This window comes from Paenibacillus sp. D51F (genome assembly GCF_053345695.1).
Genome location: NZ_JBKFAO010000001.1, coordinates 452,342 through 472,914, shown reverse-complemented (window position 1 = coordinate 472,914; position 20,573 = coordinate 452,342). Strand labels below are relative to the sequence as shown.

Sequence of the window (20,573 nt, the reverse complement as noted above, 5' to 3'; positions counted from 1 at the left end):
ATGGCAGGTGGAGCAGCAGGCAAAGGTCCCGATAGCACCGGCAAGGGAAATAAAGGATTCCGCTCGGGATTCGTCGCGATCGTAGGCCGTCCGAATGTCGGCAAATCGACTCTCATGAACCATATGATCGGACAAAAAATCGCGATCATGTCCGACAAGCCTCAGACGACGCGCAACAAGATCCATGGCGTGCTGACTCGCGAAGGCTCGCAGATCGTATTCCTGGACACTCCAGGCATCCATAAGCCTCAATCCAAGCTGGGCGACTATATGATCAAGGCAGCCGAAGGAGCGCTGTCCGAGGTCGAGGCGGTCCTGTTCCTGATCGACGTCTCCGAAGGAATCGGCGGCGGCGACCGTTTCATCATCGAACGGCTGAAATCGGTCAAAACGCCGGTATTTCTGATCTTGAACAAAATCGACAAGGTCGAGCCGGAGAAGCTGCTCGAGACGATCGTCCAGTACAAGGACCTGTACGATTTTGCCGAGATCGTTCCGATCTCCGCGCTTCAAGGCAGCAACGTCGACCGGCTTCTGGAGCAGCTGGAGCGCTACTTGCCGGAGGGACCGCAATATTATCCCGCCGATCAGGTCACCGACCACCCGGAACAGTTCGTCTGCGCCGAAATGGTGCGCGAGAAGATTCTCCAGATGACGCGCGAAGAAGTGCCGCATTCCATCGCCGTCACGATCGAGGACATGAAAGTCCAGGAAAACGGCGTCGTTCAGATCGGAGCCGTCATCTTCGTCGAGCGGGATTCGCAGAAAGGCATCATTATCGGCAAGCAAGGCGCGATGCTCAAGGAAGTCGGCAAGCGCGCGCGCCGGGATATCGAAGCGCTGCTGGGCTCCAAGGTATTCCTGGAGCTGTGGGTCAAGGTCAAGAAGGACTGGCGCAACCAGGACCGCGTGCTCAAGGACCTCGGCTATCGCAGCGAATGAATTCCTGCATGGAATTGTCAGCATAGCCGACGCTCCTTTATCGCATTCTAAAGAGGACGACGCCTGCGGGGGCGTTTTCCACTTCGAGAGGCGAAAGGGTGTTGCTTCATGCGGGATTTTTCGTGGACCTATTTTGCGCGGACCGGTGATGTAGAGTCATTTCTGCTTTACAAGGAAGTGGATCAGCTTCGCGAGGCATCCGGCACAGCCGGAATGGCCGCCGCGGCGGAAGCTGCCGAAGAAACGGGAGAGGCGGAGCAGGCTGCCATCTTCTGACTTCCGGCAGCATGAGCAGGTCCGGAGCGAGCGCTCCGGACCTTTTGCATGCGGAGAGTCCGAGGATTCCCTCCGATGGGCGAAAGGGGATGGTGTCCATGCTGTACCGAGTCGAAGGGATTGTGATCCGCAGCACGGATTACGGGGAAGGCAACAAAATCGTGACGCTGCTGACGGATACGGTCGGCAAGGTCGGAGTCATGGCGAGGGGAGCGAAAAAGGTCAGAAGCCGGCATACGTCGCTCGTGCAGCCGTTTACATATGGGGAATTCGTTTTTTTTCGCAATGCAGGATTGGGAACGTTGAATGCCGGAGAGATCATGGAATCGAACCATCGGCTTCGCGAGGATCTGGATTTGTCGGCTTATGCCGCCTATGCGGCCGAGCTGTGCGACAGAGCCTTCCAGGACGAAGAGGCGGGAGCCTATCTGTTCCATCAGCTCAAGGCCTGTTACGAAGGGCTTCGGGAAGGAAAGGATCCTGCGGTCGTCATTCATCTGTTTGAAATGAAGATTCTCGAAGCCGCCGGATACGGCCCGCAGCTGTTCGAGTGCATTAATTGCGGATCGGATCAGGGTCCTTTCCGGCTGAGCGCGGAAGGAGGCGGAATCCTTTGCCGCCGCTGCCACGGCAGGGACCCGCGCGCGATTCCGCTCGAGGAAGGGACGCTGCGGCTGCTCCGGGTATTGTCGGCTCTCGACATGCGCAGGCTGGGCAATATCCAGGTTCGTCCCGAGACGAGCAAGCAGCTGAAGACGGCGCTGCGCGTTCTGATGGACACTCATCTCGATCTTCGGCTGAAATCGCGCTCCTTCCTGGATTCGCTGGAGCGGTTCGCTCCGGATCCGGCGGCGCAGGCCGTTCCGCGCCGGCGGCTGCCGGCGGCCGAGTCTGCCGAGGATAGTCTCTCGGAGGCAGCGCCGTCCGGCCGCGAGGAAGCGGCGGACCCGGAGGACGCCTGATCGCGGATCGAGGATCGTTCCCGCGCGGCTTGCCGCAAAACGGCGATTTGCTCTCTCCTGCCCTCCATCCATGCTGCTTGAACCTTTTCCCGATAGGGTAAGCATCTTTACCCGAGGCCGTGGATGGCCGGATACGGGACCAACGACGTTCAAAGGAGAGTGGCCGGCATGGCAGATAAAATCAATGCAGGAAATCCCGATGAGCGGGACAAGCAAAACCCGGAGAACAATTCTAAGGAGCAGACACGAAAAATCGAGCAGGGGCAGAACATAGATCCTCAAGCGGAAGGCAGCAGCAAGCCTGCTCCGGCAGAAAAGCAGTCCTGAACTTGTCGGGAACATGGATTCCTTCATGAGGCTGAGCCCGGGAGTTGACAAACCCGTTCCTGAATAATACAATGAGTCAATATGTATAACGGACTATGATGGAGAAGGTAGTCTGCGGCAGATCCGATCAGCGAGCCGGGGGCAGTGCAAGCCCGGCCGGACGATGCAGATGACAGGCGCTCCGGAGTGCGTGTTGTTCAGGAAAGAGGGCTTTCGAACGGCGGTCAGCCGGAAGAAGCCAAGTAGGGTGGAACCGCGGGAGCAGACTCTCGTCCCTACGTCTGTGCGTCAGACGTAGGAGGCGAGGGTTTTTTGCGTGCAAATACAGCCCCTCTCCCTTCCATCTGACGGCATCCCCGGATCCTTTTATCCGGGATTCCATCCCACTTGAAGGAGAGTGCATATGATGAATTTTCAAGGCATGATTCTTACGCTGCAGCAATTCTGGGCGGAACAGAACTGCATTCTGGTCCAGCCATACGACGTGGAGAAGGGCGCCGGAACGATGAATCCGATGACTTTCCTGCGCTCCATCGGCCCGGAGCCGTGGAACGTAGCCTACGTGGAGCCATCCCGGCGTCCTGCTGACGGCCGTTACGGCGAAAATCCGAATCGGCTGTATCAGCATCATCAGTTCCAGGTCATTCTCAAGCCGTCGCCGGACAATATCCAGGAGCTTTATCTGGAGAGCCTCAAGCGTCTGGGCATCGATCCGCTGCATCACGACATCCGCTTTGTCGAGGACAACTGGGAAAACCCGTCTCTGGGCTGCGCGGGCCTTGGCTGGGAAGTATGGCTGAACGGCATGGAGATTACGCAGTTCACCTATTTCCAGCAGGTCGGCGGCATCGAGACAAGCCCGGTATCCGGCGAGATCACGTACGGGCTGGAACGACTGGCGTCCTATATCCAGGAGAAGGAAAATGTTTTCGACCTCGAATGGGTAGAAGGAGTCTCCTATGGCGATGTCTTCCTGCAGCCTGAATACGAGCATTCCAAATATACGTTCGAAGTCAGCGATTCGGCGATGCTGTTCCAGCTGTTCTCCATGTACGAAGGCGAAGCCCGCCGCGCCATGGAGCAGAACCTCGTGTTCCCGGCTTACGATTATGTGCTGAAATGCTCCCATGCGTTCAACCTGCTGGATGCGAGAGGCGCGATCAGCGTTACGGAACGGACGGGCTATATTACGCGTGTCCGCAACCTCGCCCGCACCTGCGCGGCCACTTACCTGGAGGAGCGGGAACGCCTCGGCTTCCCTTTGCTGAAGAAAGGAGCTGAGCAGAATGGCTAAGGATCTGCTGTTCGAGATCGGTCTTGAGGAAGTGCCTGCCCGCTTCGTGCGCGCAGCCGTGAACCAGCTGAAGGACCGGACGGCCAAATGGCTGGACGATTCCCGAATCGGCCATGGAGACATCCGCGCCTACGCGACTCCGCGGCGTCTAGCCGTGCTTGTGGAAGGCGTGGAGGAAAAGCAGGCCGACGTGCATGAGGACGTGAAAGGGCCTTCCCGCAAAATCGCCCAGGATGCCGAGGGCAACTGGAGCAAGGCGGCCGTCGGCTTCGCCCGCAGCCAGGGCGTGGAGCCCGAGGCTCTGTTCTTCAAGGAGCTTGCCGGAGTGGAATACGTGTATGCCAGCAAAAGCAGCATCGGCACCGACACCGCTTCGGTGCTGCCGGAAGGTCTCGCCGGTATTTTGGCCGCGATGACCTTCCCCAAGAACATGCGCTGGGGCAGCTGCGACCTGAAGTTCGTGCGTCCGATCAAATGGCTGATCGCGCTGCTGGGAACCGATGTGATCCCTCTGGAAATCGCCGGCGTCCGCAGCGGCAACGTGACGCGCGGACATCGCTTCCTCGGAGGCGAGACGGCAGTGGAAGAGCCATCCCGCTATATCGACGCTCTCCGCTCCCAGCATGTCATCGCCGACATCGTGGAGCGCGAGAAGCTGATCGTGGAGCAGATCGAGGCGCTTGCCGCGGAGAAAGGCTGGACGATCTCCATCAAGGACGATCTGCTGGAGGAAGTGCTGTTCCTCGTCGAAACGCCGACCGTGCTGTTCGGAACGTTCGACTCCGCCTTCCTGGAAATTCCGCAGGAGGTTCTGATCACTTCGATGCGGGAGCATCAGCGGTACTTCCCGGTGCTGGACGGCAGCGGCAAGCTGCTGCCGTACTTCGTGACGGTGCGCAACGGGGATTCCGTCTCGCTCGTGAATGTCGCCAAAGGCAACGAGAAGGTGCTCCGCGCCCGCTTGTCCGACGCGAAGTTCTTCTATGACGAAGACCAGAAGCTTCCGATCGCCGAAGCTCTCGGCAAGCTGGAGAATGTCGTCTATCATGAGGAGCTCGGCACGGTGGCGGACAAGGTCCGCCGGATCGTCAAGCTGTCCGGAAGCATCGCCGAAGCTCTGAAGGCGGATCCGCAGGCCGCCGGCGATGCCGTACGCGCGGCCGAGATCTGCAAGTTCGATCTCGTGACGCAGATGGTGTATGAATTCCCCGAGCTGCAGGGCATCATGGGCGAAGACTACGCCCGCAAAGCCGGCGAGCGCGAAGAAGTGGCCCGGGCTGTCAACGAGCATTATCAGCCCCGCTTCTCCGGCGACCAGGCTCCGGCTTCCCTGGCGGGAGCGATCGTCAGCCTGGCGGACAAGATCGACACGATCGTCGGCTGCTTCTCGATCGGAATCATTCCGACAGGATCCCAGGATCCTTACGCCCTGCGCCGCCAGGCGGCCGGCATCGTCCAGATCGTCCTGAGCCATCGGATGGCGGTCGGCCTCGGCGAGCTGTTCGGCTTCGCCCTTGATGTTCATGCCGAACGGGGCTTGAAACGGAACGGGGACGAGATCCGTAAAGAGCTTTACGATTTCTTCGCCTTGCGCCTAAAGAACGTGCTTACGGAACAAGGCAATCGCTACGATGTGATCGATGCGGCGCTGGCTGCCGGATTTGACGATCTCAATATGGCCGTCAGCCGCGCGGGAGCGCTGATCGCGCTGGCGACCGGACCGGACAAGGACGAATTCAAGAGCGTCGTGGACGCCTTGACGCGTACCGCCAATCTTGCTGCCAAAGCGGAGGAGGGAGCAGCGGTCGACGCTTCCTTGCTGGAAGCGGAAGCCGAGCGCAGCCTGTTCGAGCATGCCAACGGCGTTCACGCCCGGTTCGCGGCTTCCATGGAAGCTGGCGACGCCCATGGCGCTCTGGCCCGTCTGTCGGAACTGCGCGGCCCGATTACGGCGTTCTTCGACAGCGTCATGGTCATGGCCGAGGACGCAGCCGTCCGCCGCAACCGCTTGGCGCTCCTGTCGCAGATCGCCCGCGATGCGGCGGCCTACGCAGACTTCTCCAAGCTGGTCTGGTCCTGACATTTTCTCGGCCCGCCTTAAGGCGTACCCCTTAAGGCGGATTATATTTGGATAGGGGGTATGATCGGCATGAATCAGCCGGCTCAGATTCGCGATGTGATCGTATATGTCGTATCCGATTCCGCCGGGGATACGGGCGAGCTCGTCGTCCGTGCCGCAGCGGCCCAGTTCCATCCTATCGTGCCCCAGATCCGGCGGGCTCCGTTCGTGGCGGACGAGCAGTCGCTGGCCAAGGTGGTCGAGCTTGCCAGGGGCAACGGAGCGATCATTCTGTATACGCTCGTCCTTCCCCATTTGCGGGAAGCGATGACCCGTCTGGGAGCTACAAGCGGAGTCGAGACGATCGATCTGCTCGGCCCGCTGGTCGCCAGCCTCGAGAAGAAGACTGGAATGCCGTCCAGGCAGGAGCCCGGCCTCAACCATGTGCTTGACGAGGATTACTTCCGCAAGGTCGAAGCGGTTGAATTCGCGGTCAAATATGATGACGCGAGGGATACAACCGGCGTCAAAAAAGCCGATATTGTTCTTGTAGGCGTATCGCGGACGTCGAAAACTCCGTTGTCCATGTATCTCGCCCACAAGAAATACAAAGTCGCCAACGTCCCGCTGGTGCCGGAACTGAAGCCGCCGGACGAGCTGTTCACGGTTCCCAAGGAGCGGATTGTCGGCCTTACGATCGACGTCCATTATCTCAACGTCATCCGCAAGGAGCGGCTCAAGGCGCTCGGCCTGCCCGACAGCGCCTCCTATGCGACGGCGCAGCGCATCGAGCGGGAGCTTCTCTACGCCAAGGAGATCATGGACCGGATCGGCTGTTTTGTCATCGACGTGTCGCACAGGGCGGTCGAAGAAACGGCAAGCCTCATCATGGAGCATATCCGGAGCAGCTGAAGCCTCATCAAGGAGCATATCCAGGGAAGCATAAGTTGCGATGGCATGACGGGTTGACGGGAGGATCCTATTGAGCGAGCCGTTTGTGATCGTTGTCGACGCCGATGCTTGTCCGGTCAAGCGGGAAATAATCGATACGGCAGCCGCCGCATCCGTGCCGGTGGTGCTTGTCTCGTCCTATGACCATCGCTTGGAAAGGGAGCCCGGCACGGAAGTGGTCCATGTGGACCGGAGCAGCCAGTCCGCCGATCTTTATATCCTGAACCGGATCCGCCGCGGAGATATCGTCATTACCGGAGACTTTGGACTCGCTGCCATCGCGCTGGCCAAGGGAGCCGAAGTGATCGGATTTCGCGGCCAGAGCTACACGGACGGGAACATCGACTTCCTGATGGCCCGCCGGCATGAGCAAAGCGTGATCCGCCGCAGCGGCGGAAGGACCAAAGGGCCTAAGGCCATGACGTCGGAAGACCGAATTTGCTTTCAACAAAAGCTGACAAAAGTTTTGGAGCACAGGCAGGAAAACGATAGGGTCTAGCGAATAGTATTACGTGTTATTAAGACGAAGGTGATGAACGAGTGGCATATGGCAAGATACCGGACAGCGTCATCGATGAAGTGCGCCGGCATCATGAAATTGTGGACACGGTAGGGAAGTACGTTCATCTAACCAAGAACGGCAAATACATGAAGGGGCTGTGCCCGTTCCATTCCGAACGGACTCCCTCCTTCACGGTCACGCCGGAGCTGCAGATTTTTCACTGCTACGGCTGCGGCAAAGGCGGCAACGTCATCCGGTTCATTGAAGAGATCGAGGGCTACACTTTCCCTGAAGCCGTCCGCCATTTGGCGAAAGAGGCGGGGATGCCCATTACATGGGACGCGTCCGACGATAGCTCTTCGCCTCGTGACCCCGAGCTCGAGCGCCATTATGAGGCGCATGAGCTTGCCGCCAAGTTTTACCATTATCTGCTCAACAATTCCGCCCAGGGCCAGGAAGCTCGCGCTTATCTGCTTTCAAGGGGGCTGAACAGCAAGCTGATCGACGAATTCTCCATCGGTTTTGCGCCTGAAAGTTGGGACACGCTCTCCAGATTTCTGACATCGAGGGGCTACGAGCCCGAGCTGCTGGAACGAGCGGGACTGCTTTCGGCCAAATCTGACGGAAGCGGCCACGTCGACCGTTTCCGAGGACGGGTCATGTTCCCGATCCGCAATCGGGACGGCAAAGTATGCGGCTTCGGCGGACGAATCATGGACAACTCCCAGCCCAAATACTTGAACTCTCCCGAGACGAGGCTGTTCGGCAAAAGCAAGCTGCTGTACAACCTGCATGCTGCGCGGCCGGTCATGCGCAAAAAGCGTTCCGGAGTGCTGTTCGAGGGGTATATGGACGTCATCAAGGCATGGAGCGCCGGAGTCAAAAACGGCGTGGCTACGATGGGAACCGCTCTGACCGACGAGCAGGCGACAAGGCTTTCAAGGGATTTGGAAGAGATCATTCTCTGTTATGACGGAGACGACGCCGGCCAAGCCGCCGTCATGAAGAACATCCCGATCCTGGAGAAGGCCGGGCTTCGCGTGCTCGTCGCCATGCTGCCCAAGGGCATGGATCCGGACGAATGCATCACTCGTTTCGGTGCGGAGACATTCATGCGGGAGACGATGGACAATCCCGTGTCGGTCACGAAATTTAAACTACTATATTCACGCAGGAGTCATACACTCATAGGAGAAGAGGGCCGCAAAAATTATGTCATGGAAGCCGTTGGCATTGTAGCGGAACTGGATTCCCGAACGGAACAGGAAGTGTATCTGAAGGAATTGTCGCGAGAATTCGAAATTTCCCTGGAATCGTTGAAGCAGGATTGCCACAGGCTGTTCAGCGAACGCCAGAAATCCAGGCCGGACAGGGATAAGAACGACAATTCGTGGAATAATGGTAGGAATGAAACGAGGCGTGCGCCTGCCGCGCCTGCTCTGCTGCCCGCTTACCAACGCGCGGAACGCAGGCTGCTCGGCGTGATGATACGGGATGCTGAAGTCGCACGGAGCATTTACGATCGGCTCGGAGATGCATTCAACGTAGAGGATCACGCGGCGCTTGCTGCTTATTTATACGCCTATTACGCACAAGGGCATGAGCCGGATGCAAGCCGGTTCATCGCTTCGCTGCAGGATGACCGCCTGGAGAGGGCAGCGGCTTCCATTCTGATGCACGAGGATTCATCTCCTTTTGACGAGCATCTGCTTTCGGCCTACATTCATGAGATTCTGAAGGTGCCGCAGCTGAGGGAAATCGAGCTCAGGAGAGAAGAAGCCCTGCGGGCGGAGCGGAGCGGCGACGTGCTGAAGGCGGCCAAGATCCAAAGTGAGATTATCGCCCTAGAAAGACAGCTAATGAAACGGCAGGATGGACATTTCTAGGGAGGAGGGAGTCGGGAATATGGCGAATGACCAACATACTGAGCTGGACAACGAACAAAAAATGGAGCTGGTGAAAGATCAGCTCATTGAACAGGGCAAAAAGCGTTCTTCCCTGTCCTATAAAGAAATTATCGACAAGCTTGCTCCGTTCGACCAGGAGCCGGAGCAGATCGACGAATTTTTCGAGCAGCTGGACGATCTCGGCATCGAAGTGACCAACGAGACCGAGGACGGCCGCACCCCAATGGGCAGCGAAGATCAGGAACGCGAAAGCGACGATTTCAACTTCGACGACGATCTTTCGCTGCCGCCGGGCATCAAGATCAACGATCCTGTGCGCATGTATCTCAAGGAGATCGGCCGCGTCCCGCTTCTGCTGGCCGATGACGAGATCGAGCTGGCCAAGCGTATCGAGAAAGGCGATGAAGAAGCGAAGCGCCGTCTTGCGGAAGCCAATCTTCGCCTCGTCGTCAGCATCGCGAAGCGTTATGTCGGCCGCGGCATGCTGTTCCTGGATCTTATCCAGGAGGGCAACATGGGCCTCATCAAGGCTGTCGAGAAATTCGATCACCAAAAAGGCTTCAAGTTCAGCACGTACGCGACATGGTGGATTCGTCAGGCGATTACCCGCGCCATCGCCGACCAAGCCCGGACCATCCGTATTCCTGTCCACATGGTGGAGACGATCAACAAGCTGATCCGCGTCTCGCGTCAGCTGCTGCAGGAACTGGGACGCGAACCTACGCCGGAGGAAATTGCCGCCGAGATGGATCTCAGCACGGACAAGGTCCGCGAGATCATGAAGATTGCTCAGGAGCCTGTATCGCTGGAAACGCCGATCGGGGAAGAGGATGACTCGCATCTGGGGGATTTCATCGAGGATCAGGAAGCCCTCGCGCCGGCCGATGCCGCTGCTTACGAGCTGCTGAAGGAGCAGCTTGAGGATGTGCTGGATACGCTGACGGAGCGGGAGGAGAATGTCCTCCGCCTGCGCTTCGGCCTCGATGACGGCAGGACAAGGACGCTCGAGGAAGTGGGCAAGGTATTCGGAGTCACGCGCGAGAGGATCCGCCAGATCGAAGCCAAGGCACTTCGCAAGCTTCGCCATCCTAGCCGCAGCAAGCGGCTCAAGGATTTTCTGGAGTAGGCCGTCAAGGAATGACCTTCTGCCCTCGGCAGGGGGTCTTTTTTTGGTCATGGAGTCTGTTCAGGGTGCAAATTCCTGTGGGACCATGGTCATCGGGGACCGAAGTCCCTTCAACATCCGAAGCTTGTTGTCGATGACTACGGTATACCGTTCCGGCTGCGGCACACTTGCCTCGCCGGCCTGAGCCTTTGCGTGAAAAGGAGCCGAATATGGAAGCTGACCGACGCCGCATCATCGTGCAGGAAATCCAGCAGTGGAGAAAAGGGAAGCTGCTTCCCGACCATTATTGCGACTTCCTGCTCAATCTGTATGTCACCGGGAAGGAAGCGCAACCCGATTTTTCGAATGAACCGGCAGCTGGCCGTGCCGGAAGTTTTTCGGCCTGGAAATGGATATCTATTTTTGTTATCTTTTCCTTTTTCTGTTTGATTGTTCTTCATTTTAGCTCTTTTCATCCGGCATTGCAAATAGCTCTCTGCCTGTTGATGACGGGGGGCATGCTTACGGCGGGGACGATCCTGAGACCGCGCAACGAAACGGTCGGGCTGAGCTGGATCGGGCTCGCCATGCTGTCATTGGCCGGCTCGTCGCTGTATCTGCTGCACCTGCACGAGCTGGATGCGTGGGGGTGGAAAGCTCTCGTGCTCGGACTTTGCGCTGCGTTCTGGATCGCCTACGGCATTGCCGCGCGCATTCCGCTGCTGCATTTCAGCGGCTGGGCTTGCCTTGCCATCGTCTACTCCTTGCTGCTCCGTAACCATTCGCACTCTTATTCGCTGCTTCAAGCCCAGCTGTACTGGCTGCCGCTTGCCGGCCTGTTCTCCTGGTCGGGATGGTTCGCTCAGCGGTGGAGCAAGCGCGATTGCGCGGTGCTGCTCGGCTTCTCGACGCTTCTTGTCCTTATGCCGGAAATCGCTTTCCTTGCGAATTCCGGTTCGGGAGTTTGGCTCCAGACGCTGTTTGTTGGTAAACTGGTCATAGGCGGAGGGGCTCTTTTCCTTCTGCGAAAACATTGGATAGCGTGGGTTGCCTGATATGTTGATTTCCAAACGACTTTCCGCCATAGCGGGGTTTGTGTCCAAAGGATCGCGAATCGCGGATATCGGATCGGATCATGCGCTGCTGCCCGTTTATCTCGTGCAGAGCGGCACCAGTCCGTCCGGCATTGCCGGAGAGCTTAACGAAGGACCTCTGGAAGCAGCTCGCCGAGGGATCGCAGCCGCCGGCTTGACATCATCGATTCAGGCCCGCCGGGGCAATGGCCTGGAGGTGCTCCAGCCTGGAGAAGCCGACACGGTCACGGTTGCCGGCATGGGCGGAGGCTTGATCCGGACGATTCTCGACGAGGGGGCTGCTGCCGGCAAGCTGGAGGGCGTCCGCGAGCTCGTGCTGCAGCCGAATGTAGGCGAGGAGCTTGTTCGGCAATGGCTGCGGGAGCAGGGCTGGTATTTGCAGGACGAGATGGTTTTGGAGGAAGACGGCAAGTTCTATGAAGTTCTCCATGCGGTCCGGGACCCCGAGCATGCCAGGCTGAATGACCAGCTGTATCGTTCGGGTACGACGCTTGAAGGGCTATCGATCGAAGAGGAGTCGGATTTGCGGCTGAAAATGGGCCCTTGGCTTCTTCGCGGCAGAAACGAAACCGAAGCCTTCGCCCTCAAATGGCGCTCCGAGCTGAAGAAATTGGAACGGATCGTCGGAGAACTGCAAAAATCCGGAACGGATGAAGCGGCAGCCCGTGCCGAAAGCTTCAGGCGCGAGTGCCGGATGATCGAGGAGGTGCTGTCATGTTCGCGAACGGACATATCGTCACGGGATTGATGGAGCAGCTGGCTCCCAAGAAATATGCGGTGGAAAATGACCGGGTCGGACTGCAGCTAGGCACGCTGCAGAAGGAGATCCGGAAAGTGCTTGTCGCGCTTGACGTCACGGAAGCCGTGGTGGAGGAAGCGATCGCCACGGGTGCCGATCTGATCATCGCCCATCACGCGATCATTTTCAGGCCGCTGGCCAAGATCGACACTTCGTCTCCGGCAGGCTCGCTCTATGAGCGTCTGATCAAGCATGATATCGCCGTATACATTTCCCATACGAATCTCGACACGGCCGACGGCGGCATGAACGACTGGATGGCGGATGCGGTCGGCATCAAGCCGGAAGGAAGGGTCAGCCTCGAGAAGGTGCATGAGGACAAGCTGTTCAAGCTGTCGGTATACGTCCCGGGTTCCCATCACGAGGCTGTGCGCGGAGCGTTGTGGGAAGCAGGCGCGGGCTCGATCGGCGCGTACGACCAGTGCAGCTTCAGCGTGGAGGGAAGGGGAACCTTCCGTCCCGGGGCGGGCACGGATCCCTTCATCGGTTCCACAGGCCGCCTTGAAACGGTCGACGAGATCAGGCTGGAGACCATCGTGCCGGAAAGCCTGCTGAAGCGTTCTGTCAAAGCGATGCAGAGCGCTCATCCGTACGAAGAAGTCGCCTTTGACATCACGCTGCTCCAGCAGGAAGGCGTTGTCCGCGGGCTCGGCCGTTCCGGCAAGCTGGAAGAGCCCATCACACTCGCAGGCATGGCCGAAAGAGTCAAAGCGGCCTTCGACGTTCCGTTCGTGCGGGTCACCGGCGATTTCTCCGAGACGATCCGCAAGGCAGCCGTTCTGGGCGGCTCCGGAGCCAAATACTGGCGGGCCGCGCAGTTCGCCGGCGCGCAGGTGCTCATTACCGGAGATATCGACTACCACTCGGCCCATGATGCGCTGGCGGCGGGCATGACGCTGATCGATCCGGGCCATAATGCCGAAAAGATCATGAAGGCCAAAACTGCCGACTGGCTGCGAGAGCGGCTGGCCGCATCCAAGTACAGCACGGAAGTGGCGGCCTCAGCCATAAATACCGAGCCTTTCCGGCTTGCTTGATGAGGCTGCAGCAGGTATACTAGCTAAGGGTTTGGAAAGTCTGACAGACAATCGCTGGCGGCTTGTGCCGCGAGAGGAAAGTCCGGGCTCCGCAGGGCAGGATGCTGGATAACGTCCAGTCGGCGCGAGCCGAAGGATAGTGCCACAGAAATGGACCGCCGATGGCCCGCCGCTTGCGGCGCGGATCAGGCAAGGGTGGAACCGTGGTGTAAGAGACCACGAGCGGCGTTGGCGACAACGCGGCTGGTAAACCCCATCCGGAGCAAGACCTAAGAGAACGCGGCAGCCTCGTGCTGCAACCCTTGCCCGGGGAGCGTTCGGGTTGGTCGCTTGAGCCTGCCAGCAATGGCAGGCCTAGATAGATGATTGTCGCTTGCAGTGGGAGGGTCGTTCCCGTCTGGACCACGAAGAGCACAGAACCCGGCTTACGGCAGGCTTTCCGCAACGAATTCCCATTCCATTAAAAACTAATCCCAGCATAAACGGCCTTCGCCTGCGAACGGCCGGTACATGAAGGCAAGCACAAAGAAGGAGCTCCCTGCCGGGAGCTCCTTCTTGCGTTTCTATCTGGCGTCGTTTTTGAATATGTCCGTAATTCGCTGCAGCCGGCCTTTTACCTGTTCAGGGAATGACTGCAGCGGCTGAGCGGTCTGGCCCGCTTCCCGCAACGCCTTGTCGATGTCGATCTGGCCGTAGCCGAAAAAAGGATCCTTGCCCTGGGCGCCGAGATCAATCGCGGTACGGCGCATGATATCCATCACCTGGACGTTGGTCAGGTCGGGATTGCGCGAGCGGATCAGGGCTGCCAGAGCAGTCACATGCGGGCTCGCCATCGATGTCCCCGACAAGGCGGCATACTGGCTGCCGGGGTATGTGCTCGCGATGCTGTCTCCCGGAGCTGCCGCATCGATGTAGTCTCCATAATTGGAGAACGACGACTTCTGGCCCTTGGAGTCGGTCGAGGCGACTGCGAATACTTCCGGGTAGGCGGCCGGATAACCTGGCCGGTCCGTATTGTCGTTGCCGCTGGCTGCGATGAGAACGACGTCCCGGTCATAGGCATATTTGATCGCGTCATGCAGGAACTCGGCGGATGCATAGTTGCCCAGGCTCATATTGATGACCTTGGCGCCATGGTCCGTCGCCCAGATGAGGCCTTGGGCAACGGAATACGTGGAGCCCGCTCCGCTGCTGTCCAGCACCTTGACCGGCATGATCTTGTTGTACCACGTCAGACCGGCTACGCCTTCACCGTTGTTGACGGTGGCGGCGATGATGCCGGTGACATGGGTGCCATGGCCGACATCGTCGTCGGGCTTCGATCCGCTGGTCACGATGTTGGTACCCGGCTCCAGCTTGCCGGTCAAGTCGGGATGGTCGGCTTGTACACCGGTATCCAGCACGGCGACTTTCACTGCATCGCTGCCTTTGGACAGGTTCCAGCCGAGCTCGGCTTCAATGGACGGGAGATTCCATTGATAGTCGGAGTACAGCCTGTCGTTGGGAATGATCGGCTGGGCCGCCGTCTCGTCGACCAAAGCCCTCGCGCCGCTGCCGGCTTGATTTCCCAGGGGACGGTCGTTGGTTATATACAGGTAATGGGGCTCCACGTAGACGGGATTCCATTTCTTGCGGAAATAGCCCATCATCTTCATGGCGTCCATGCTGCGGGATCGGAAAATATACGTGCTGTTCATCTGGTTTTCGGACACAGCGCCGATATCGCGCCGGATGCGCGCCAGCTCTCGAGGTCCGGGATTGCCGCGGAACCGGACGACGACTTCCTGCACATGATAATGGCTGGACACGCCATTATCCTCGCCCGTGCGGACGGTCATTTCACGACCGGTTCCCGCATGGACCGATTCAACCCTGTAATGGCCTTCGGCAGGATACGGCACGAGCCGAAGATTGCGCATTTGATGCCTCTGCACTTGGCCGACGATATCCTGCCGGATGATTCCTAGCACTCCTTCTCCGCCGCCGTATGCCGGAATGCCAAGAACCATGTAGCGCTCCCCTTCCGCTTCGACGACAGGGGACTGGTACCGGCTTCCGGCTTCGACTCCTCTTTTTGCCGCCTGGATCGGAGTTTGCAGCTTGGCTTCGGCGACCTTGGGCATGCTGCCTGCGGAGATGGATGCTTTGCCTTTCTGCAGCCACTCCAACCGCAGCATCTGTGGATGCATGGCGATCAGCTTTTTCATGCCGCGCTCTTTATCGGCGGACGGACGGTCCGCAAGCGAGAACAGCTTGCCGATGTCCTTGGAGCATTGAGAGGCGCACAGCTGCGAGGTGGCGTCCATATCGTGCTTGACATCCGCCTCCTTGAGAAGATGTTCTTCCCGGGCCGAAAGGGCTCTTGTTTTGGCTTGCTGCTGCTCATGATGCTTGCCGCCGGGAGATACGAACAACGGGCTGATCGGAATCAAAATAGCCAGGAAAGCGAGCGCCGCGAAGGCGCCGATCCATTTTTTTCGCATAGCTTCAGAAAACCTCCCGCAAGCATAAGTAACTGGTCCAGCGTACTCCTTTAGAGTTGGGAAGGAAGCCCGGAATTATGCGCTTCGGCTACCGCTGCGGATGCAGGACGATGCAGGAACATGTCCCAAAAACCTACAAATCGCCGCTGTTCTGTGATAGGATAAACGTGACCATCAAAGTCTTGCTGGATCGATGAAAGGGGAACATCACAATGCCATCTGCCAACGTCAAAGCGTTAAGCGAATCCACGCGCGGCAAGCTCAAAGAAGCCGTATCCTTGCTGGAGCCATTCCTGAACCAGCATGCACTCCCGCAGCTGGAGGCGCCGGATGCAGGCGGCGAGGAGCAGACCTTCTACAAAGGGCTGCTGTCGGATCTGCGCCATCTTCTGGTCTATTCCGAAGTGGCTTACGAGAAGCTTGGCGTCACGCTGCGCCGCCCGACCTTTGACAATGACTATGCGGAGAGATTGCTGTATGAGGTTTACCATCATAGCGTGAACGCGTTCTTCTATCCGAAGAACGAAGGTTATTCCGAGGATGGAAGATATGCCTATACGGGGCAGGATGCGATCCGCTTCCGCCACAAGCCCGTGCGCGCGGCGCGCGACATCGTGCTCGGCGTATCCAAGATTTACGAAGAGCTGCGCGACGACCTTGCCTATTACGAAAATGACTACATGACCCAGCGCAGGATGCAAGGTCAGAAATAGGAAAGCATACGTCGAGCCCGCCGCGGGAATTCTTTGTAGCGGAGGTGATCGACTATGCCAAAAGGCGTAGCTTGCAGCGTATCGAACTGTGCGTTTTGGGGACAAGGCAACCAGTGTGGCGCCGATGCCATCAACATCGAGATCGACCAGCATGCCCATGCGGATTTGTCCGCCGAATTCGCCGATGAGGATCTTGGCGTCAACCACCAGGATTCAGCCAAGGAATCCTCCGTCACCTGCTGTCATACGTTCAAGCCGAAGGAAGGCTGACGGCTATGTCCGATCCATCGAGGCGCCGTCACGGAATACGGAAGAAGCGGCATGAGGATTGGATCGCCCGCTCGCGAGAGCAGTTCGGCGATGTGGAGACGGCTGCCGAGATCGCGCCGGCCCCGCATTCCGAATCCAGCAGCCAAAGGCGCATCGAATCGCTGAAGCATGAAGTTGTTTCGGCTGGCCGCTCGCTCGGCTGGACCGCCCTCGTATTCGCCGTGCTTTCCTGGCTGATCTGGCCGGCATTCATGGGAATCACGGCTGCCGTATTCGGTTATTTCGCCTTTTTCCAAGGCAGCCGCATGCTTGGCGGCATCGCTATGGCGATGGGCGGGTTGGCCGCCGCCGTTTATTTGATTTTACTGCCCTTATATTTGATGCTGAGTTGACCGCAGCCCGTCCTTTTCCAAGGACGGGTTTTTTCGACTCGACAGCGCCTGAGACGTGACCGTCGGCGCCGAGCAGCTTAATCTGTTTATCAGGCATTCATTTTGACTGGCGATAAACCGATATACATACCATGACATTGGCAAGAGAGGAATGACATTATGTCCATCGATCCCCGCATCCTCACGACTCTTCTCAAACTGCAGCTGTCGCCGAGCCTGAGCCAGCTCACCGGTTCTTCCGCTTCTACCGCCTCCGGAACTTCGGCAGCCGGACAAACCTCGTTCGACCAGCTGCTGTCCCAGCTTGCGGCATCGGGCCAGAGCGCATGGGCTGGCGAGGAAGAAGACGATTCCTACGGCTATGGCATTCCGGCTTCGCTGCAGCCGCTGCAGACGGGCTTGCCTGGAGGATTGGACTACATGAGCACTGCTGTTTCAGGAGCAACGGCGGACGGCTCCGCAGCACCTTATGACAGCATGATCCAATCTGCCGCCGCCCGCTACGGAGTATCCGAATCGTTGATCAAAGCGGTGATCGGAGCGGAATCCTCCTTCAACCCGAGCGCCGAATCGTCCGCCGGGGCCAAAGGGCTCATGCAGCTGATGGACGGGACGGCAAGCGGACTTGGCGTGACCGATTCGTTCGACCCTGCCCAAAATATCGACGGCGGCACGAAATACCTGTCGTATCTGCTGCGCAAATACGACGGCAGCGCGGCAACCGCGCTCGCAGCCTACAACGCAGGACCCGGAAAGCTTGACCGCCTCGGCATTTCGGATGAATCGTCCTTGAGCGCCCTGTTCTCCAACTTGCCGGCCGAAACCCAGCGTTATGTGGCCAAAGTACTGGATAAGGAAAGCTCCCTCCGCTTGTAACGCTACCTATTTTGCGATACGATAGTGGGTGCCTGTTCAACATCGGACATGTACCATGACCGCTGCTCCGAAGCTGTCCCGATCCGAATCGGGACAGCCGGCCAGGCGGTTTTTTTATTTTTTTTGCCAAAAGGAGTCTTGGACTAAATGAACCCGGAAAAGACTTGGCTTTACTTCGACCATTGCGCTTCGACACCCCCTCATCCGGATGTCGTCCGGACGCTGGCAGAGGTCATGCAGCGCCATTACGGCAATCCATCCTCGCTGCATCGCGCAGGCGTGGATGCGGACCGCCTGATCCGTCAGGCGAGAGAGCTGCTCGGCAAGCTGTTCGAGGTGGAAGCGGACGACTGGATCTTCACTTCCGGAGGCACGGAGAGCAACCAGCTGGCCATCAAGGGAGCGGCGAGAGCGAACCGGTCCAAAGGCAGCCATCTGATCACCTCCGTCACGGAGCATGCTTCGGTGCTGGAGGCGTTCCGCCAGCTGGAGCGCGAAGGCTTCGAGGTCACTTATCTGCCCGTGGATTCCATAGGCCGGATCGGCATCGAGCAGCTCCGCGATGCGATGAAGCCGGGCACGATTCTGGTCAGCCTGATGCAGGTCAACAACGAGACGGGAGCCGTGCAGCCGATCGCGGAAGCGGGGAGCTTGCTGCGGGGTTATCCCGATACCCTTTTCCATGTCGACGGCGTCCAGAGCATCGGCAAGCTGTCCGTACGATTGAGAGAATGGGGAATCGATCTGTTCAGCGGTTCGGCCCATAAGCTTCGCGGTCCGAAGGGCGCCGGATTCCTATACGTCCGCGGAGGCGTGAGGCTGGAGCCGCTGCTTGGAGGGGGGGAGCAGGAGAGCGGCTTCCGGCCGGGAACGCAGAACGTGCCGGGCATCGTTGCTTCCGCCAAGGCGGTCCGGCTGTCCATGGAATCCAGGGAAGAGCGCGCGCGCAAGCTGGGCGGGCTGAGAAGCCGTTTATTGGAACGTCTCGCTCTGCTGCCGGAGCTTGAGGTGAACGGGGATTCCGCACCGGATTCGCCCTATCAGGCGCCCCATGTGCTCAACTTCTCTTATGTCGGCATGAAGCCTGAAGTGCTCGTCCATGCGCTGGAGGAGGCGGGGATGCTCGTCTCGACCAAATCAGCCTGCTCCTCCAAGGACGACAAGCCGAGCGGCGTGCTGCTGGCGATGGGCTATCCGAGGCAAAGGGCGGCATCTGGAATCAGAGTGAGCTTCGGGGACGAGCATGGGCCGGAGGATATCGACCGGCTGGCAGATGCCCTGGCTGAAGCCGTCCGCCGCCTGAAGCCCCTTGAAAGGAATGGGAGATAAATGATCTATGACTTCATAACCGTCCGGTTCGGCGAAATTACGCTGAAGGGCCGCAATCGGGGAAGGTTCGAGCAGCAGCTGCTGCGGCATGTTCAAGGAGCGCTTCGGCACATGCCCGGACTTGAGTTCAACAAAACGTACGGACGAATCTATATCAAGCTGAACGGGGCTTCGTACGAAGAAGCCGCAGCCGGTCTGAGCAAGGTGTTCGGCATCCATTCCTTCAGTCCGGTGAAGAGGACGGAATCGGATGCCGACGCGATTCGGGAGACGGCGCTGGATGTATGGAAATCGCTGCCGAAGGAGCCTGCGACCTTCAAGGTGTCCACCAAAAGAGGGTGGAAAGGCTTTCCGCATCCATCCTATGACATGAACCATATCGTAGGCTCAGCCATTTTGCGCGCTTACCCCGGCCTTGCCGTGGACGTGCATCGTCCCGAGACGGAGCTGCGAGTCGACATCCAGCCGGAAGGAACTTACCTTTATTGCGCGAGCGAACCTGGCGCAGGAGGATTTCCGTACGGGTCGAACGGGAAAGCGATGCTGCTGCTGTCGGGGGGCATAGACAGCCCGGTCGCCGCTTGGTCCGCCATGCGCAAAGGGCTGGAGCTGGAGGCGGTGCACTTCCACAGCTATCCGTTCACGAGCGAGCAGTCGACCGACAAGGTCATCGAGCTGGCGCGCCGACTGTCGGTGTACGCCGGCAAGCCGCTGAAGCTCCATCTCGTTTCGTTCACGGATATCCAGACCCGGTTCACGCAGACGGGCCAGGAGCATTTGACCATTACGCTCATGAGGCGCTCGATGCTCGCCATCGCGGAGCTGCTGGCAGAGAAGCATGGAGCGGGAGCCGTCGTTACCGGCGACAGTCTCGGGCAGGTGGCGAGCCAGACGCTCGGAAGCATGAACGTCATCGGCCGCTCGCTATCGCTGCCGCTGCTGAGGCCGCTCGTCATGATGGACAAGCAGGAGATCATCGACAAGGCCGTACAGATCGGCACTTATGAGACCTCCATCCTGCCGTTCGAGGACTGCTGCACGCTGTTCGTACCAAAATCCCCGAGCACGAATCCCAATCTGCGCGTGGTGGAGCGCACCGAGCAGTCGATCGACGGTCTGAGGGACATGGTGCGGCTCGCTGCGGAGAACACGGAGACGATCGTCCTGAACCGCGGCGAAATCATCAAGCGTAAATCTGCGGTCGTGCAGGAATCCGAGGAACGGGATTGGTTCTAGGATCGGCCTCAATAAAAAA

The 20,573-nt window shown here is 58.7% G+C and carries 20 protein-coding genes and 1 other RNA gene; 20 read left to right on the top strand and 1 reads right to left on the bottom strand.

Going from position 1 to position 20,573, the window contains the following annotated elements; all coding sequences use genetic code 11:
- The 14 genes from era (at position 1) to rnpB (ending at position 13,698) form a co-directional block, all read left to right on the top strand.
- Entirely contained in the window at positions 1-942 is a 942-nt protein-coding gene (gene era, locus ACLBWT_RS02290; RefSeq protein ID WP_048749906.1) for a GTPase Era, read from the top strand.
- 108 nt (positions 943-1,050) lie between these two features.
- Complete coding sequence (locus ACLBWT_RS02285; protein ID WP_083436658.1) at positions 1,051-1,218, top strand: YqzL family protein; 168 nt, start codon at positions 1,051-1,053, stop codon at positions 1,216-1,218.
- Between the two features lie 98 nt (positions 1,219-1,316).
- On the top strand, positions 1,317-2,180 hold the full coding sequence (gene recO, locus ACLBWT_RS02280; RefSeq protein ID WP_447661463.1) for a DNA repair protein RecO: 864 nt from the start codon (positions 1,317-1,319) through the stop codon (positions 2,178-2,180).
- Positions 2,181-2,348: 168 nt separating this feature from the next.
- Positions 2,349-2,507, top strand: a complete 159-nt coding sequence (locus ACLBWT_RS02275) for a hypothetical protein (RefSeq protein WP_447661462.1) — start codon at positions 2,349-2,351, stop codon at positions 2,505-2,507.
- 406 nt (positions 2,508-2,913) lie between these two features.
- Positions 2,914-3,801, top strand: coding sequence for a glycine--tRNA ligase subunit alpha (gene glyQ, locus ACLBWT_RS02270; protein WP_049869661.1), 888 nt, complete (start codon positions 2,914-2,916; stop codon positions 3,799-3,801).
- Positions 3,794-5,881: a glycine--tRNA ligase subunit beta gene (glyS, locus tag ACLBWT_RS02265; RefSeq protein WP_447661461.1), complete on the top strand. Its 2,088-nt coding sequence runs from the start codon at positions 3,794-3,796 to the stop codon at positions 5,879-5,881. Before glyQ ends, glyS begins: the two co-directional genes overlap by 8 nt.
- A 69-nt stretch (positions 5,882-5,950) precedes the next feature.
- Positions 5,951-6,772: a pyruvate, water dikinase regulatory protein gene (locus tag ACLBWT_RS02260; protein WP_447661460.1), complete on the top strand. Its 822-nt coding sequence runs from the start codon at positions 5,951-5,953 to the stop codon at positions 6,770-6,772.
- A gap of 64 nt (positions 6,773-6,836) precedes the next feature.
- Entirely contained in the window at positions 6,837-7,310 is a 474-nt protein-coding gene (locus ACLBWT_RS02255; RefSeq protein WP_447661678.1) for a YaiI/YqxD family protein, read from the top strand.
- 41 nt (positions 7,311-7,351) lie between these two features.
- Positions 7,352-9,199, top strand: a complete 1,848-nt coding sequence (dnaG, locus tag ACLBWT_RS02250) for a DNA primase (protein WP_447661459.1) — start codon at positions 7,352-7,354, stop codon at positions 9,197-9,199.
- Between the two features lie 19 nt (positions 9,200-9,218).
- On the top strand, positions 9,219-10,346 hold the full coding sequence (rpoD, locus tag ACLBWT_RS02245; RefSeq protein WP_447661458.1) for an RNA polymerase sigma factor RpoD: 1,128 nt from the start codon (positions 9,219-9,221) through the stop codon (positions 10,344-10,346).
- A 188-nt stretch (positions 10,347-10,534) separates the two neighbouring features.
- Positions 10,535-11,380 carry a hypothetical protein gene (locus ACLBWT_RS02240; RefSeq protein ID WP_447661457.1) on the top strand — a complete coding sequence of 282 codons (846 nt, stop codon included), beginning with the start codon at positions 10,535-10,537 and terminating at the stop codon, positions 11,378-11,380.
- Position 11,381: 1 nt separating this feature from the next.
- The gene (locus tag ACLBWT_RS02235) at positions 11,382-12,167 is read left to right on the top strand and encodes a tRNA (adenine(22)-N(1))-methyltransferase (protein ID WP_447661456.1); all 786 of its coding nucleotides are present in this window, start codon (positions 11,382-11,384) and stop codon (positions 12,165-12,167) included.
- A complete protein-coding gene (locus tag ACLBWT_RS02230) occupies positions 12,134-13,255 on the top strand; it encodes a Nif3-like dinuclear metal center hexameric protein (RefSeq protein ID WP_447661455.1) in 1,122 nt (373 codons plus the stop codon). The genes ACLBWT_RS02235 and ACLBWT_RS02230 overlap by 34 nt, the downstream gene beginning before the upstream one ends.
- A gap of 35 nt (positions 13,256-13,290) precedes the next feature.
- An RNA gene (gene rnpB / locus ACLBWT_RS02225) (RNase P RNA component class A) lies at positions 13,291-13,698 on the top strand.
- 120 nt (positions 13,699-13,818) lie between these two features.
- Here rnpB and ACLBWT_RS02220 read toward each other — a convergent pair.
- The gene (locus tag ACLBWT_RS02220) at positions 13,819-15,738 is read right to left on the bottom strand and encodes a S8 family peptidase (protein ID WP_447661454.1); all 1,920 of its coding nucleotides are present in this window, start codon (positions 15,736-15,738) and stop codon (positions 13,819-13,821) included.
- Positions 15,739-15,950: 212 nt separating this feature from the next.
- Between ACLBWT_RS02220 and ACLBWT_RS02215 the strand changes: the two genes are divergently transcribed.
- From ACLBWT_RS02215 to thiI, 6 genes are all read left to right on the top strand, one after another.
- Positions 15,951-16,451, top strand: coding sequence for a YpuI family protein (locus tag ACLBWT_RS02215; protein WP_021877509.1), 501 nt, complete (start codon positions 15,951-15,953; stop codon positions 16,449-16,451).
- A gap of 54 nt (positions 16,452-16,505) precedes the next feature.
- Complete coding sequence (locus ACLBWT_RS02210) at positions 16,506-16,721, top strand: DUF1540 domain-containing protein (protein WP_447661453.1); 216 nt, start codon at positions 16,506-16,508, stop codon at positions 16,719-16,721.
- Between the two features lie 5 nt (positions 16,722-16,726).
- Positions 16,727-17,113: a hypothetical protein gene (locus ACLBWT_RS02205; protein WP_447661452.1), complete on the top strand. Its 387-nt coding sequence runs from the start codon at positions 16,727-16,729 to the stop codon at positions 17,111-17,113.
- Between the two features lie 159 nt (positions 17,114-17,272).
- The gene (locus tag ACLBWT_RS02200) at positions 17,273-17,989 is read left to right on the top strand and encodes a lytic transglycosylase domain-containing protein (protein ID WP_447661451.1); all 717 of its coding nucleotides are present in this window, start codon (positions 17,273-17,275) and stop codon (positions 17,987-17,989) included.
- 147 nt (positions 17,990-18,136) lie between these two features.
- A complete protein-coding gene (locus tag ACLBWT_RS02195; RefSeq protein WP_447661450.1) occupies positions 18,137-19,318 on the top strand; it encodes a cysteine desulfurase family protein in 1,182 nt (393 codons plus the stop codon).
- Positions 19,319-20,554: a tRNA uracil 4-sulfurtransferase ThiI gene (gene thiI, locus ACLBWT_RS02190; protein ID WP_447661449.1), complete on the top strand. Its 1,236-nt coding sequence runs from the start codon at positions 19,319-19,321 to the stop codon at positions 20,552-20,554.
- The last annotated feature ends 19 nt before the right edge of the window (positions 20,555-20,573 follow it).